A 13,849-nucleotide genomic window follows, 5' to 3' on the forward strand; every position below is an offset into this window, starting at 1 on the left:
GGGCTACCTCAATACCAGCAGCATGGCAAAGGCGGACAGGATAGTGGCCCCGACCAGAAGTTGCGGAATGCGAACCAGACGCAATCTGGCCATCACCGACTCGACAACGCCGATTGCCACCGCCAGCACCAGCATGGCGGCAATGAAGATGCCCCAGTCGATGAGCGCATTTCCGGTGGCGACAGGGAAGGCTATGTTTATAAAGACCGCTCCGAGGATGAACAGTTTTAGCGCCGCTCCATACAGGATGATCCCGAAGGCGGGGCCACTGTGATCAAGGACCATGACTTCATGGATCATGGTCAACTCAAGGTGCGTGTTGGGATCGTCGAAGGGGATGCGGCAGTTCTCCGCCAGGAGCGTGATGAACAGCGCCCCCACCAGCAACAGCATGCTCGCCCCGGCGGCAAGCCAGATGGCGGGTGTGGGGTGGGTCAGTATTGTTGACAGGGAAAGCGACTTGCTTATGCGGGCCAGCGTCAGCAGGGAAAAGAAGAGCGTCGGTTCGGCAAGACAGGAAAAGGTGACTTCACGTGCCGCCCCCATTCCTTCAAAACTCGAACCGGTATCCAGGGCTGCAATGGTGGTAAAGAACCGGGACAATCCGAAAAGGTAGGCAAACAGGATGAGATCGCCACTGAAAGAAAGTGGCGCGCCATGGTGACCCAGCGGGATCAGCAACACTGCAATAAGCGCTGCAGAGAGTGTTATCAACGGACCGGCACGGAAAACCCAGGTGGTGGTCTCACTAAAGACCGATCCCTTGCGGAAGAGTTTGATCAGATCGAAATAGGGCTGCAGATATGGTGCTCCAACCCTTCCGGCAAAGGCCGCCTTGGTCTTGCCGATAACCCCAAGCAACAGCGGCGGGAAAAGGAGCGCCACCGCGCAGTGGATGATAATGTCGGTCATAACGTGCCATCCTCGAAGGAGACGGAAACGCCGCTGTCCTCGTTCAGTTTTTCCAGATCATCAGGACGCAGAGCGTGGCGAATATATACAACACGTAAATATGAAGCTGGCCGTGCTGCACTTTCCTGAGGAAGGAAAATGCCGTACCGACAACCTGAAAGACGGGGATCAGAATCCGATCCAGCACGGTTTCGGTTGTTTCATAACTGAAACGGGCGTCAGCGGGAGGAATGGGGGTATCAAGCGTGGGCCTGCGACGGTCGGGAGCAACGATACCCCCTAACAGGCTCACCGCCATCTCGCTGAACGATGTGCCGGTATATTGCATCCTGGGGGTAGGCTCGAGATAGCCGCACCCCCACGTGCTTCCCTGGGAACGGGGAGAGGTACGCAGTCGCCGAAGGTATGCCGCGCCGACAGCCAGAACGACCACAAGAAGGAGCACGTTGGCACAGGTGAGCGGCACAAGAGGGATATGCCCCATAACCTGTGCCATATCCTGGGGGGAGAGACCGCCATAGAAGCCGACAACCGGGGTAACCAGCCGCACCAGCAGTACCGGCGCCATGCCGGCAATGAGGCACCCCCCAGCCAGCAGCACCATTGGTCCGGTCATCACCGCCGATGCTTCATGGCCATGGGCAGAATCGGCCGAGCGGGGAGCGCCGAGGAAGACGATCCCGAAAAGTTTGACAAAGGTCAGTACCGCCAGCCCGCCAACCAGCGCCAGGACAGGCGCAACCAGGGCCACCAGCGGCAACGGAGCGACGATGCCATCGGTTATGGCACCGACATAGAGAAAGAATTCGCCGACAAATCCATTGAGCGGCGGCAAACCGCATATGGCGAGCGACCCGACCAGAAAGAGCGGCGATGTTACCGGCATGCGCCGGGCAAGCCCCCCCATCCGGTCGATCTCCCGGGTTCCGGTTCCATGTATCAGCACTCCGCTTCCCAAGAAGAGGAGCGATTTGAAGAGGCCATGGTTGACAATATGGATAAAGGCCCCCGCAAGGCCGCACACCACCAGGTATGATGCGTGTTGCTGCAGGCCGACCAGTGCCAGGCCGATGCCGATGAAGACAATGCCGATATTCTCGATACTGCTGCAGGCCAGCAGGCGCTTCAGGTCGCGTTGTCCTGCCGCCAGGGCAATCCCGTTAATGGCGGACCAGGCACCAAGCAGGAGGATGAGCCAGCCGAGCCATGCCGGCAGTTGATCGAAAAACGACACTGTCCGCAGAATGCCGTACACGCCCATCTTGAGCATCAACCCCGACATCATCGCCGATACGTGACTGGGAGCGTTGGCATGGGCGCCGGGAAGCCAGAAATGCAGGGGCATGAGGCCCGCCTTGCCGCCAAACCCGATCAGGGCGGTTATGATGACCGTTGTCGCAACGGGCACAGCCAAAGAAAGGGCATGTGTGGCTGGAAACGCGAACGTGCCGGCAGTCGCGCGCAGCAGGGAAAACATGACAAACAGTGCCATGGTGCCGGTGTGGGTGGCAAGGAGGTAGACCGTTCCGACACGCTGGACATCGGAACTCTGCTGCTCGGTGGTCAGCAGGAAATAGGCGGACAGCGCCATGACCTCCCAGGCCATGAGAAACAGTACCCCGTTACGGGCCATGACCACGATGATCATCGCTGCGGCAAAGAGTCCGAGAAAGAAGGTAAGCCTTCCGGCGCTTGCCTTTTCCCTGGCCGGCCAGTAAGCCACAGAATAGAGCGCGACAGCACCGGTAACCAGGAAGAGCGGAAAGAGGAATATTGTCGAAAGATGATCGACGGAGAAGAGCGCCGGTCCAAAAGGAAGCGGCCAGTCAATCTGGTATGATGAGGCGGGAATGCCAGACAGGAGCGAGATGACAGCCGTCTCGCCAAGGCACGACGCAGCGATTACGATTATGGCCGCGACCCGTTGCCCCCAGGCAGAGTGGTGCGCCAACAGCCCCGGAATGCCCGAGAGTGCAATACAGGACGCCGCAACCAAGAGAAATAACGTTGGATCAAGGAGGAACATCACGCCTGCCTCACGCCTGCCCCCTATCTCACGTCAACTGCGGACTTGATTACTGGGCGACACAAAAACACTATGAGTTGCCAGATTTTTATAACACTTTAAAAAAATATATGTTATAAAATATCATACGTCAATAAAATTATGAGACACCCAAACCACACACAACACATACATGTGCAAGGGAGAGTGCCGTCATGCCGAACACACGATTGAATATCACGCTGCCAACCCCCATTGTTGACGACATCAAGGCCCTGTATGGGCAACGGGGGTTGAGCCAGTTTCTTGAAGAAGCTGCCAGGGAAAAACTCGACGAGCTGAAAAAGAAGGCGCACAAAGGATTGATCGAAGGATACCAATCAACCGCGGAGGAGACGAAAGAGGTCCTCAAGAAATTCGAATCAGCGGTAACGGAGAAACGAGATGTTTAAGCGCGGCGGGATCTATGCGGTCAATCTGCCCCACGGGGAGAGGCGCGAGCCGGAGGCCTGTCCCTGTCTTGTGGTAAGCAACAACATCAGCAACGAGTACTCTCCGGTCGTAACCATCATCCCGTTGAGCTTTACCCGCCTGGAAAAGATCTATGACTTCGAGACGTTCCTGCCGGCTGCCGGGAGCGGGCTGGGAAAGGACGCCAAGATCAGTTCACACATCCTGATTACCATCGACAAGGCAAACGTGGTCGGTGAGCGTCTTGGCTTCATCAACAAATCCCTCATGTGTCAGGTGAATAAGGCGCTCTGTCTGCAACTCGGAATCGAGGAGACGCCGGGACACCTTAAAGGATAAAGTCAATGCTGCTTGAGCCATCCGAAGCCGCGCAGGCCCTGAATGTTGATGAAAAAACCATAGTTCGCTGGATCAGGAAAGACAACCTCCCCGCTGAATCCATGCATGGCGATTACCGGATCAATCCGGTGGACTTGCTGGAATGGGCAACGGAACGGGGCATCAAGGTCAATCCGGCCCTCTACAAGATGCACGATGCGGATACCCGTCCGCTGCCGACCCTGTGCCAGGCTCTCCAGGCCGGCGGTATCCATTGCGGTTTTCCGGGCACTGACAAGGAATCCGTATTGCGCAACGTTGTTTCCGCTCTGGAGTTGCCGTCCGAGATCGATCCCGAGTTCATCCTTCAGGTGCTGCTGGCCCGGGAGGCCATGGGCACCACGGCGGTTGGCGACGGCATCGCCATTCCCCATGTGCGCAACCCCATCCTGGTGCAGTTGCCGGTTCCGAAGATTTCCCTAAGCTTTCTCGCACAACCGGTTGATTTCGGCGCCCTTGACGGCAAGCCGGTACAGATCCTGTTCACCATCATCTCGCCGACCATCAGAATGCATCTCCACCTGCTCTCGAGGCTGGCCTATTGCCTGCGGGACCAGCGCCTGCGCGCCATTCTCGGCAAGCTATGCGATGCCAAAGCGATCATGGACATAATCATTGAAATCGAGAAAGACATCGGAAGCGCTCCCCCCTGACAGAAAGCGTTCTACCACCCCTCGGGCACCGACCCGGTAACACAGGCACAAAAAAGCCGCATCCGAAGATGCGGCTTTTTGTACGTCATGAGAAGTACTATTTATTTTTTGTGCGGTACAGCCGGGGTCGCCGGAGCTGCAGGGGCTGCCGGAGCAGCCGGGGTTGCGCCGGGCTTGGCTTCTTCCATCTTGGCCTTCTTCGCCTTCTTGGCTTTTTTGACCTTCTTCTCGACGGCCTTTTTCTCCTCGACTTTTACCGGCGGGTGGCCGGGAGGAAGGGCAGGAGCGGCTTTAGCTGCGGGCTCGGCTGCGAATGCGATACCGGCGAAGGCAACGGCTACGAGGGCTGCGGTGATGCTTGAGAGAATTTTTTTCATTGATGTGCTCCTCTGAGTGGAACGAGATAACTACTTCTTGAATTTCCTAAGAGCAGCAACCGTGCCACACCACACCATAACAGCTATCTAGTTGATATTACTCAGCTTAACCCATTAAACCCGCAACAACACCCACGCCGCAAAGCCCCATTCCATCCACCGGCTACCGCAAATGAGACATCAACATCCAGGGGTAATGGCGCAATAAAGTCAGGATGCTGCCCGAATTCTTCCAAGGATCAACTGACAAATTGCAGCCATAATCCAATCAGTTACGCCGCAGCGATTGATAAGCGTAAGGGAGTAGATATAATGGAGCCTTTATTTTCCAGCAGGCCCCACCCTCTGGTAAGCATCAGCAAAAGGGAGTTGAATCATGAAAAGATCAGCGGAAGAACGAGCCATCTACATCACTGAATTTGACCAGACCCGCCTCGACGAGCTGCTGGACCAGGTCAACACGGAAGATTCCCGAGACAGCAAGCACCTCAGGGAACTGGAGGACGAGTTGCTGCGCGCCGAAGTCGTCGAGCCCCGAGACATCCCTGCCGACGTAATAACCATGAACTCCCGGGTGTGCCTGAAGGATCTGGACAGCGGCGAGGAGCTGCACTATACCCTCGTCTTTCCCGGCGACGCGCGCCTGGAGGACAACCGCATCTCCATCCTGGCGCCGGTGGGGACGGCGCTGCTCGGCTACCGCGTGGGCGACACCATTACCTGGAAAGTGCCGGGCGGAACGCGGCGGCTGAAGGTGAAAAAGATCCTCTACCAGCCGGAAGCGGCGGGGGATTTCCATCTATAGAGATCTGGCGGAATTGAATTGACACGAAAAAGCCCGCTCTGCGCGGGCTTTTCTTATGGAGTACCGGCAACAATCCTGGTCTCTCAATAGATGGCGTAGTTCTCGGGGTCGGAAAAAATCTCCCGCAACAGCAGGTTGTTCAGGTGGTGACCGGTCTTGTGCGCCTCGACCTTGCCGAGCATCCGGTAGCCACAGGTGTAGAGATCGCCGATAAGGTCCAGGATCTTGTGGTTCACGAGCTCCTGCTTGTAGCGCAGGCCATGGGGATTGACGATGCTCTCCCCGCCGATCACCACGGCGTTGTCCAGGGATCCCCCCTTGGCCAGCCCCGCCTTGCGGATCGCCTCGATCTCCTCATGGAGAACAAAGGTTCGGGAGTTGATGATGGAAACGGCATTCTCCACGTCCATGACCCGCTTGCGCTGCTTCCCCACCGGGGGGCGGAACTCGATGGTCATGGTGATGTCGAGGGTGTTGAGGGGCTTCACCCGCACCCAGGCATCCTTAAGGGTTGCTTCCACGGGACGGAGGACCTTCAGGTAGACCCCTGCCTCGGGAAACTCGTAGACGCCGGCCCGCCACATCTCATGGTAGAACTCCCAGGCCGAGCCGTCCATGATCGGCACCTCGGGACCGTCGATGTAGACGAGGCAGTTGGTGATGCCAGAGTAATAGAAGGCCGCCATCAGGTGCTCGATGGTGGCAACCGACGCACCCTCGGCGGCAATCTGGGTGGAGAGCCGCGTATCCGCCACCATGTCGTAGCGGGCCGGGATGAGGCGGCCTCCGAAGACAAAGGCGATTCCGAACTCCCGCCGGGGGAGGAATTCGAGGGTCACGGTCCGCCCCGTGTGGAGGCCAATGCCGCTCAGCTTGAAGATTCTGTTGATGGTCGTCTGTCGCTTTATCATGGCTGTTGGCCCATGGGTACCACAAAAGTGGCAATGGGGGGAAGAAAAAAACCGCTGAAAACCGGCATCGGATACGAGCGCGGGACACACGAAAGCCCGGCCGGAAATCCGGTCGGGCTTTCTCTTCAACTGGTGCGCAGGGGGCTATTTGCCCCGCCGGAATGCACCAGGGTTCCGGGATGGGGGACCTAAAGCCATCAACTTTTCAGCCTCTACGCCTCTTCACGAACCCAAGACCAACGAGGCCCGCGCCAACAAACAATAATGTGGATGGTTCCGGTACCTGTGTGATGTTAAGCGTTGGGCCTCCTACGGAGACGTTTTCGCTCGATGCGAACGCCTGAACATAATTTTGAGCATTACTTGGTTGGTTTGTGTTTCTGCGGACGATTATCGTGGCGATATCATTCGAGTCACTATTCAGGAAGTCTACGAGTTCCTGGCTAGTGAAAGAGTACGTCCCAACCCCCTTCCCCGTAAGACTGAATGTCCCGAGTGAAGCTACCATCAAACTGTTGAGCCCGTTGTTCGGCCGATTCCCGGGAGCGTTGTTCCAGGTTATCGTGGATTCTCCCCATGTATCAAACAGTTCGTTGGTGAGGCCGAAAACTTCAAATTGGTACGTTGTGCCCGCAAGAGTCGCGCCCGCCCCACTGTCGACGAAATTGAAATCGAGGGTTGCCGTTGCAATAGAAAACGGCCCCAACCCGCTGAGATCAAACCCGATGTAGCTCTTGCGGTTCCAGTCAGAATTATCCTGACGTTTAACCTGATCGACAAGGGTACTTCCAAAATTCGTATTCGCGTAGGCTCCACTCTGAACGTAGGCATCCTTGTCGGCAGTGATAGAGATTGCCTCGGCAGACGCAAATGAAAGAGCGGTGATCAGTCCAGTAGCCAGAATGCATAAAATGGATTTCATGGGTTCACCTCTGCAGGAAATGGCTCAACCAAGGTAGTTGTAAAGCAATAAATATGCCCTTAATTAACCTACTGAAATCCATGGTTAATTAATTACTATGGCTGCTAGCCTTCCAGAAAACTGTAAAAAATTTCGACACAATGTTCGGTTTTCCTACAGGCAGCGAAACGAAAGGGAAACCAATTCATTGCCGGAAGATTCCCCCTCCCGTTGACGGCATCCCGATTTACTCTACACTTGAGGCACTTGCATGCATACAGGAGGACTAGCCATGCCTGAGGCCGACAGCACGGTACCCTTTGACTTTTCGTCGTATGGCAGTGAGATTGCCGATCTCGCGGCACGGGGACTGAACGACGCTGCGGGTGCGGAGGGTGTCCGTGCCGCCATGGCCCGGGTGACCGGACGGGCAGAGGAGGTGCAGACCTCCCGGCTGTCCACGAACGAGCACCTCATTGCCTGCGGACCGGGCTGCGCCGACTGCTGCAGGGTGAATGTTACGGTGCTCCTCCCCGAGGCCATCGCCATTGCGGCTTACCTTGAAGAGATTGGCGCCGGTGATGAGATCAACGCCATGAAGATACGGGTCGCTGACACGGCCGCCCGGGTTCGCTGGATGGAAGACGACGAGCGAATTCGGGCCGGAGTGGCCTGCCCCTTCCTCGACGGGCGTGGATGGTGCGCCATCTACCCGGTGCGCCCCCTCACCTGCCGGGCACTTTCATCCACCGATCCGGAACAGTGCCGCCGCGCCCTCGCAGCCCACGGTTCCGACGAGGAGGAAACGATTGTGGTCAACATCTTCCAGAAGTTTCTGATGGAAGGAACCTTCCGGGCCCTCGCGACGGCGATGGAACGGGCCGGCCTCGACACCACCGGCCGCGAACTCTGCCGGTCGGTGACCAGATGCCTCTTGGATCCGCGCCTTGCGCACGATTTTCTTGCCGGGAAACGGATCAAATTTCCCGAATCGTAGCTCCATCATGAAAAAACCCCGGCTGTTCCGCCGGGGTCCTCTCTCTACAATCTATGGTTGTTTCAGATAATCTCTTCTCTGCTCCGGGGTCATGGCCCGATAGCGGTCCCGGAGTTCGCGGCGCTCTTCGCGGCTCAGGCCCCGCCACTTCTCGCGAAGTGCCTCCCGTTCCTCGGGGGGGAGTTCCCTGAACCAGCGGTATTTCTGCCGGATCCGCTCCTGTTCGGCGGGGGGGAGCTTGCTGAACTCGTCGAACCGTTTTCTGATCCGTTCCCTCTCCTCCGGTGGCAACTCCCGCCACTTGCGGGATCGTTCCCGTGCCTGCCTCCGCTCCTCCGGCGTCATGGTCCGCCACCGTTCGGCACCCTGGCGAAGCCTCTCCTGCCGCTCTGGGGGAAGTGACTCCCATCGCCCCTCAAAGGGTTTCAGGATTTGCCGCTCCTCCGGGGTGAGCCGCTCCCAGGGGGCGGCCACGGCCTCTCCCCGAGCAAGAAGGGCCGCCATCAGCAGAGCTGCGGCCGCAACCACTCCCATCCTCTTCCTCATCACCCGCTCCTTACCCGCCGTTCTCCTGGGCCGCCAGCCAGCGGTAGAATTCGATATCTTCATAAAACTGCATCTGCTCCTGGGCGGCGACAATTTCGATATCGTCGGCGGTGGCGACGGCGCTTTCCCGCCGGGGTCCGGTCATCCAGAGGCTTACGGCCAGGACAGCGACGGCAGCCGTGGCGAACCCTCCCACCGCGATCCAGCGGGGGAAGCGAAACCACCCCCTCTTCCCTTCCGCCGACTCGACGGCCTGTAACCGTATGGACCGGAGACGGGCGGCCGTCCGGTCGTCCAGGGCATCCGCACGTGTGTCGAGATGTTCTTTAACCATTGCCACCAGCCGCTCGTTGCGTTCTTCAGGGCTCATGGTGCGTACTCCTTGAGAAAATCGCGCAGCGTATGGATCGCGCGCGAATAATGGGTCTTCACGCTTCCCTCCGAACATCCCATGACAAAGGCCGTCTGGGCCGTATCAAGCCCTTCCCAGGCCCGCAGAAGGAAGGCCTGCCGCTGTCGGAGAGGAAGCCGGCGGACCGCCGACTCGATGGCTTCGCCCAGGTCGCTTCGCTGGAGGCTCACCAAAGGGTCGGGAGAGGAGTTATCGGCCAGGTTTTCCAGAGGGTCACTCTCCTCCTCGCCCTCTCCCCCTCCCCCGAACCAGGCTCGGAAACGGTTTCTGACCCCCGTGCGGCGGTGCCAGTCAACGATGCGGTTCTGGAGGGTCCGGTAGAACAGCGGCGCCCACTCCCCCTCGGGCTTGCCGGCATAGCGGCTCACGAAGGAGAGCATGACATCCTGCACCAGATCGAGGGCCTCGTCATCGTCCGACGTGGCCAGCCGCGCCATGCGGAAGGCCCGCCGCTCAATCCCCGCCAGGAATCGGTTCAATATCTCAGTGGAGTCCAGCCGCTCCTCCTTGATTCTCATCACCTTACAGTAATCTAAAACGCACGCGCGTTAAAGAAGTTGACATCACGTCCTCCGAAGGAGGGGTCCATTGACTTTGAGATACCAGGATTTAAACTTTTCAATGTTCGAAACATCCCCACATGGATCAGGGAGGAATCATGAACAGGAGAACTTTTTTGAAGACGGCGGCCCTGGGGGCCGTGGCCGCGGGAATCACCCGCGAGGCGATTGCCGCCGAAAAGTACTTTCCCGTCAAGGCCGACCAGAGCCTCTTCGCCACCATCAACCGCGCCAAGGACCCGGCAAAGAAAAGCCCTTTGGAGCAGAAGCACGCACCGGTCATCAAGGCGCCGCACACGGTGAAAGCAGGCGAACCGTTCACCGTGGAGGTTACGGTGGGCGAGCAGATCCACCCCATGGGACCGACCCACTGGATCGAGTATATCGAGCTGAATGTGGGAAACGAGCCCGCCGGACGGGTCGAGCTGCAACCCCGCGGCTTCCTGCATCCGAAGGTGACGTTCACCGTCGTGGTACCCAAGGAGGCAGTACCCGCCGGAAAAATCACCCTCGTGGCCTTCCAGCGGTGCAACCTCCACGGCTACTGGGAAGGAAGCCTCGATGTGACGGTGAGCGGTTGACCGGAACCGCCATGACCGACAAACATTAAATGTGTAAATGCCCGGCTCAGCCCGCAAGAAAGTGAGATGCCCCATGCAGACCGATGGCAATTTTTTTATGAAACTTGTGGGGATGTCCTCGTTCCTTGAACAGCAGGAGAACCTTGACGAGAGCCTCAACGATTTTGCCGCCATGGCGGCGAACATCGTCAACGTCGAGAACTGCTCCATCATGCTCTTTCGGGAAGGGGACAAGCCGGGGGACTTCCGCCTGAGGGTCTTCGCCAAGACCGGCTATCTCCCGGAAAATGCCTTCCGCGAGGCCGTGAAGGTGAACGACGGCATTGCCGGCCGGGTGGCTGCCACGGGACAGGCCCTCCTCGTGGAGGACATCACCTGCTCCCCCTACCTCCCGCTGGCGCGAACTCCGGAGGGAGGGAGCAAGTGCTTCATCTCGGTGCCGGTCCTGATCGGCACCAAGGTTGTGGGGGTCATCAACCTGACCAATCCACGGGATAACCGTTGTTTCACCGACAATGACCTGGCACTTGCCACCTTCGTGGCGCTTCAGGTGGGAAAATCGATCCAGGTCACCCAACTGCAGAACGTGCTCCGTTCGCGCTTCGCCCAGATGGCCATCTCCCGGGAGACCAAGAGCCTCGTGGCAAGCAAGGTGACCGAGTTCTACCAGGACCCGGCGCGGCTCGCGCGGATCGCGGCCAAGACTTTCTATCGGGAGATGACCAGGGCCGGCCTCGGCGCGGAGCACATCCTCAATGCAGCCACGGAGATCGTGGGGCTTTTGGGCGACAACCTGAAGAAGCACAAGAAGCGCATGGCGGATACGCAGTCTGCGGCCCCCCAGGAGCAGATCATCGGAGCGTAGCCTCCCGGATCACTCAACCGTTGCGCGCGGGGCGTTGCAGTACTTGCACGAAGCCTCCTGCCACTTGAGATACTCGCCGCAGGATCGGCACTTCCAGAATTTTCCTTCCACCTCGCGCAGGGGTTTGTGGAAGTAGATGACCAGAAGGAAGATGGGGAATACGGCGCAGAGGATGCTCCACCCCACGAAATTTCTCGCCCGGTTGGCGGCAAGGATGCCGCCGGCTACCCCCGGCACGACGATAACGAGCAGAAACGCCAGGTATGCCGGTTTCACGAATTCGGCCATTGGTCAGCCTCCCTCTGGAGCTCATGGTTCCTTGACACAGTATAGCAGATTGGATCACCGGCGCTCATCTGCGGAACGAGCGCCTGAACGCCGTCACCACCAAGCTGTGAAACACTTCTAACAAACCGAAATTATTTGCTTTGACCGCTTGCGCACGAAATTGCGACCGCTATACTTCACTCGGATTGAACGCCCCAAAACACCTATTGACTTCCAGTGGGCTCACGGATGAGCACTGCGCGCCAGGGATGGCGCTTCTTAACCTTCCCCCGCCGCTCATCCGGTTACCGTCTCCGCCGACCTTCCCTCTCCCTTGATCATTGCCATATCCGCAGCGCACAGGAGGTGCCTGATGAAAGTCGCTCTTATCGGAGCTGAACTGGAAGAGAACCTGGGGCTCCGCTACATGGTGTCGTCCCTGGAACGGGCGGGACACCAGGCCGTCATTTTCCCCTTCAACGAGGAAGGGGAGATTCCCTCCGTGGTGCGCCAGGTGATGGCCTTCGGGCCGGAGATCGCGGGCCTCTCCATGGTCTTCACGGGCCGGGGCCGTGAGTTCTGCCGCATGGCCAAGGCCCTGCGGGAAGCGGGCTTCACCGGGCACCTCACCTCAGGGGGACACTTCGCGGCCCTCAACTGCCGGCAACTCCTGGCCGACTTCCCCGAGTTCGACTCCGTGGCCCTGGGCGAAGGAGAAGAACTCATATGCGAACTTGCGGCAAGCCTCCCGGACCTCTCGGGAGTTGCTGGCTTCTGCTACCGGTCAAAAGACGGCACCATCGCCCTGAACCCCTCCAGGGGAAATCCCGAAAACCTCGACGCCCTCCCCTTCCCCAAGCGCGACACCTTCCACGACTACTTCGGCAAGCCCATCGCCAGCATCCTCTCCAGCCGGGGGTGCTGGCGCAGCTGCGCCTTCTGCAGCATCGACGCCTGGTACCGCAGCGGCGGCGGCGCCAAGTTCCGGGTCCGGAGCATCGGCAACATCGTGGCCGAGATGAAGGAGCTGTACCACCGGCACGGGGTGCGGGTCTTCAACTTCCAGGACGACAACTTCTTCCTGCCGGACCCGCCAAAGGCCCTGGCCCGCTTCACGGAGCTGCGGGACACCCTCTGGAAGGAGGGAGTGACCGACATTGCCATCGCCGTCAAGGCCCGTCCCGACTCCATCAACCGGGAGGTAATGACGGTGCTGGACGATCTCCGGGTCTTCCGGGTTTTCCTGGGGGTGGAGAACGCCTCGGAGGAGGGTTTGAGGAACCTGAACCGCAAGAGCAGCCGGGAGGAGATCGAGAGCGCGTTGCGCATCCTCAACGACTTCGACATCCACGTGGCTTACAACCTCCTCATGTTCGAGCCCGACGCCACCATGGACCACATCCTCATCAACCTCCGCTTCATGGAGCGCCACATCGACAACCCCTTCAACTTCTGCCGGGCCGAGGCCTACGCCGCCACGGGGCTTGAGAAGAAGCTTCGCGACGACGGGATCATTTCCGGCGACTACTTCGGCTTCGACTACCGGATCAAGGACCCCCGGGTGGAGACCTTCCACAAAGTGGCCAACTACGCCTTCTTCGACCGCAACTTCAACGACTACGGCCTCCACTACTTCAACATGGAGGTGGATTTCTCCTTCCAGCTCCTGCGCCGTTTCCACCCCGAGCTCCTGACTCAGGAACTGAGGAGCGAGGTCCGCTGTTTCATCAAGGAGACCAACCTCGACACCTACCGCTGCCTCTCACGCATCTGGGACCTGGTCCAGGCCCTGGACCCGGCAGACCAGGAGGCAGTTCGCGGCGCCATGCGCGGCATGCGGCAGCGTGTGGACGACGGTGGCATCGGACTGCGAGCCAGGGGGGAGAGAATACTGGAGCGGCTGCGGCGTGCCTGGACCGAAAAGCAGCCGGAGGTCCCCCGGGAGGAGACCGCCGAAAGCCTCGAATCAGTCATCTTCGGCGGCGGGGCCGTCCCCTACACGGGCATCGAAAGCCTCGCCCGTCCCGACGCCGATCCGGTGGGGCTCGGTTTTTTCGGCTCCCTGCGGACCCCGGTTCCCTACGCCGAGTTCAAACGGCGGATGGAGGCGGGAGGATAACGTCATCCACATTCAATCGAAACCCACACGAAGGGGGGTGACGCCCACACGCATCCGCTGGCCCGCGAGGACGTTGCACTGGAGCATGC

The 13,849-nt window shown here is 59.0% G+C and carries 17 protein-coding genes; 8 read left to right on the plus strand and 9 right to left on the minus strand.

Annotated features, from left to right (window positions below; translation table 11 throughout):
* Positions 1–3: 3 nt before the first annotated feature.
* Complete coding sequence (locus KI811_RS01685; RefSeq protein WP_214184753.1) at positions 4–912, minus strand: respiratory chain complex I subunit 1 family protein; 909 nt, start codon at positions 910–912, stop codon at positions 4–6.
* Between the two features lie 43 nt (positions 913–955).
* The gene (locus tag KI811_RS01690) at positions 956–2,863 is read right to left on the minus strand and encodes a proton-conducting transporter transmembrane domain-containing protein (RefSeq protein WP_246551218.1); all 1,908 of its coding nucleotides are present in this window, start codon (positions 2,861–2,863) and stop codon (positions 956–958) included.
* Positions 2,864–3,132: 269 nt separating this feature from the next.
* Here KI811_RS01690 and KI811_RS01695 point away from each other — a divergent pair, with 269 nt between their 5' ends.
* The 3 genes from KI811_RS01695 to KI811_RS01705 are packed head-to-tail and all read left to right on the plus strand — an operon-like array spanning position 3,133 to position 4,419.
* Complete coding sequence (locus tag KI811_RS01695; RefSeq protein WP_214184755.1) at positions 3,133–3,369, plus strand: antitoxin; 237 nt, start codon at positions 3,133–3,135, stop codon at positions 3,367–3,369.
* Positions 3,362–3,727 (plus strand): type II toxin-antitoxin system PemK/MazF family toxin, encoded by a 366-nt coding sequence (locus tag KI811_RS01700; RefSeq protein WP_214184756.1) that lies wholly within the window; start codon positions 3,362–3,364, stop codon positions 3,725–3,727. The genes KI811_RS01695 and KI811_RS01700 overlap by 8 nt, the downstream gene beginning before the upstream one ends.
* A 5-nt stretch (positions 3,728–3,732) precedes the next feature.
* The gene (locus KI811_RS01705; protein ID WP_214184757.1) at positions 3,733–4,419 is read left to right on the plus strand and encodes a PTS sugar transporter subunit IIA; all 687 of its coding nucleotides are present in this window, start codon (positions 3,733–3,735) and stop codon (positions 4,417–4,419) included.
* A 101-nt stretch (positions 4,420–4,520) separates the two neighbouring features.
* On the opposite strand, the gene KI811_RS01710 is transcribed toward KI811_RS01705, so the two are convergent.
* Complete coding sequence (locus KI811_RS01710) at positions 4,521–4,796, minus strand: hypothetical protein (protein WP_214184758.1); 276 nt, start codon at positions 4,794–4,796, stop codon at positions 4,521–4,523.
* A 376-nt stretch (positions 4,797–5,172) separates the two neighbouring features.
* Between KI811_RS01710 and rnk the strand changes: the two genes are divergently transcribed.
* Positions 5,173–5,601: a nucleoside diphosphate kinase regulator gene (gene rnk, locus KI811_RS01715; protein WP_214184759.1), complete on the plus strand. Its 429-nt coding sequence runs from the start codon at positions 5,173–5,175 to the stop codon at positions 5,599–5,601.
* Between the two features lie 83 nt (positions 5,602–5,684).
* Here the strand turns inward: rnk and lpxC are convergent, their stop codons facing one another.
* Both lpxC and KI811_RS01725 read right to left on the minus strand, forming a co-directional pair.
* Positions 5,685–6,512, minus strand: coding sequence for a UDP-3-O-acyl-N-acetylglucosamine deacetylase (gene lpxC, locus KI811_RS01720; RefSeq protein WP_214184760.1), 828 nt, complete (start codon positions 6,510–6,512; stop codon positions 5,685–5,687).
* A gap of 205 nt (positions 6,513–6,717) precedes the next feature.
* Positions 6,718–7,434, minus strand: a complete 717-nt coding sequence (locus KI811_RS01725) for a PEP-CTERM sorting domain-containing protein (protein ID WP_214184761.1) — start codon at positions 7,432–7,434, stop codon at positions 6,718–6,720.
* Between the two features lie 271 nt (positions 7,435–7,705).
* Here KI811_RS01725 and KI811_RS01730 point away from each other — a divergent pair, with 271 nt between their 5' ends.
* Positions 7,706–8,410: a YkgJ family cysteine cluster protein gene (locus KI811_RS01730; protein ID WP_214184762.1), complete on the plus strand. Its 705-nt coding sequence runs from the start codon at positions 7,706–7,708 to the stop codon at positions 8,408–8,410.
* Between the two features lie 51 nt (positions 8,411–8,461).
* Here KI811_RS01730 and KI811_RS01735 read toward each other — a convergent pair whose 3' ends face one another.
* Genes KI811_RS01735 through KI811_RS01745 form a run of 3 tightly spaced genes read right to left on the minus strand, consistent with a single transcriptional unit; the run spans position 8,462 to position 9,886 of the window.
* Positions 8,462–8,956, minus strand: a complete 495-nt coding sequence (locus KI811_RS01735) for a DUF3106 domain-containing protein (protein ID WP_214184763.1) — start codon at positions 8,954–8,956, stop codon at positions 8,462–8,464.
* A gap of 10 nt (positions 8,957–8,966) precedes the next feature.
* On the minus strand, positions 8,967–9,326 hold the full coding sequence (locus KI811_RS01740; RefSeq protein ID WP_214184764.1) for a hypothetical protein: 360 nt from the start codon (positions 9,324–9,326) through the stop codon (positions 8,967–8,969).
* On the minus strand, positions 9,323–9,886 hold the full coding sequence (locus KI811_RS01745) for an RNA polymerase sigma factor (protein WP_214185120.1): 564 nt from the start codon (positions 9,884–9,886) through the stop codon (positions 9,323–9,325). The genes KI811_RS01740 and KI811_RS01745 overlap by 4 nt, the downstream gene beginning before the upstream one ends.
* A 140-nt stretch (positions 9,887–10,026) precedes the next feature.
* Between KI811_RS01745 and KI811_RS01750 the strand changes: the two genes are divergently transcribed.
* Together KI811_RS01750 and KI811_RS01755 are read left to right on the plus strand one after the other, a co-directional pair.
* Positions 10,027–10,509 carry a class II SORL domain-containing protein gene (locus KI811_RS01750; protein WP_214184765.1) on the plus strand — a complete coding sequence of 161 codons (483 nt, stop codon included), beginning with the start codon at positions 10,027–10,029 and terminating at the stop codon, positions 10,507–10,509.
* Between the two features lie 73 nt (positions 10,510–10,582).
* The gene (locus tag KI811_RS01755; RefSeq protein WP_214184766.1) at positions 10,583–11,374 is read left to right on the plus strand and encodes a GAF domain-containing protein; all 792 of its coding nucleotides are present in this window, start codon (positions 10,583–10,585) and stop codon (positions 11,372–11,374) included.
* Between the two features lie 9 nt (positions 11,375–11,383).
* On the opposite strand, the gene KI811_RS01760 is transcribed toward KI811_RS01755, so the two are convergent.
* Entirely contained in the window at positions 11,384–11,662 is a 279-nt protein-coding gene (locus tag KI811_RS01760) for a hypothetical protein (RefSeq protein WP_004511846.1), read from the minus strand.
* A 352-nt stretch (positions 11,663–12,014) separates the two neighbouring features.
* Here KI811_RS01760 and KI811_RS01765 point away from each other — a divergent pair, with 352 nt between their 5' ends.
* Positions 12,015–13,760, plus strand: a complete 1,746-nt coding sequence (locus KI811_RS01765; RefSeq protein WP_214184767.1) for a B12-binding domain-containing radical SAM protein — start codon at positions 12,015–12,017, stop codon at positions 13,758–13,760.
* The last annotated feature ends 89 nt before the right edge of the window (positions 13,761–13,849 follow it).

Source organism: Geobacter hydrogenophilus, assembly GCF_018501225.1.
In the GTDB taxonomy this organism is placed as follows: domain Bacteria; phylum Desulfobacterota; class Desulfuromonadia; order Geobacterales; family Geobacteraceae; genus Geobacter; species Geobacter hydrogenophilus.

Coding starts and splice junctions, on each gene's coding strand:
- KI811_RS01705 (WP_214184757.1), top strand. CDS start 3,733: ATGCTGCTTGAGCCATCCGAAGCCGCGCAGGCCCTGAATGTTGATGAA.
- lpxC (WP_214184760.1), bottom strand. CDS start 6,512: ATGATAAAGCGACAGACGACCATCAACAGAATCTTCAAGCTGAGCGGC.
- KI811_RS01695 (WP_214184755.1), top strand. CDS start 3,133: ATGCCGAACACACGATTGAATATCACGCTGCCAACCCCCATTGTTGAC.
- KI811_RS01740 (WP_214184764.1), bottom strand. CDS start 9,326: ATGAGCCCTGAAGAACGCAACGAGCGGCTGGTGGCAATGGTTAAAGAA.
- KI811_RS01765 (WP_214184767.1), top strand. CDS start 12,015: ATGAAAGTCGCTCTTATCGGAGCTGAACTGGAAGAGAACCTGGGGCTC.
- KI811_RS01755 (WP_214184766.1), top strand. CDS start 10,583: ATGCAGACCGATGGCAATTTTTTTATGAAACTTGTGGGGATGTCCTCG.
- KI811_RS01685 (WP_214184753.1), bottom strand. CDS start 912: ATGACCGACATTATCATCCACTGCGCGGTGGCGCTCCTTTTCCCGCCG.
- KI811_RS01700 (WP_214184756.1), top strand. CDS start 3,362: ATGTTTAAGCGCGGCGGGATCTATGCGGTCAATCTGCCCCACGGGGAG.
- KI811_RS01760 (WP_004511846.1), bottom strand. CDS start 11,662: ATGGCCGAATTCGTGAAACCGGCATACCTGGCGTTTCTGCTCGTTATC.
- KI811_RS01750 (WP_214184765.1), top strand. CDS start 10,027: ATGAACAGGAGAACTTTTTTGAAGACGGCGGCCCTGGGGGCCGTGGCC.
- KI811_RS01735 (WP_214184763.1), bottom strand. CDS start 8,956: ATGAGGAAGAGGATGGGAGTGGTTGCGGCCGCAGCTCTGCTGATGGCG.
- KI811_RS01725 (WP_214184761.1), bottom strand. CDS start 7,434: ATGAAATCCATTTTATGCATTCTGGCTACTGGACTGATCACCGCTCTT.
- KI811_RS01745 (WP_214185120.1), bottom strand. CDS start 9,886: ATGAGAATCAAGGAGGAGCGGCTGGACTCCACTGAGATATTGAACCGA.
- rnk (WP_214184759.1), top strand. CDS start 5,173: ATGAAAAGATCAGCGGAAGAACGAGCCATCTACATCACTGAATTTGAC.
- KI811_RS01730 (WP_214184762.1), top strand. CDS start 7,706: ATGCCTGAGGCCGACAGCACGGTACCCTTTGACTTTTCGTCGTATGGC.
- KI811_RS01710 (WP_214184758.1), bottom strand. CDS start 4,796: ATGAAAAAAATTCTCTCAAGCATCACCGCAGCCCTCGTAGCCGTTGCC.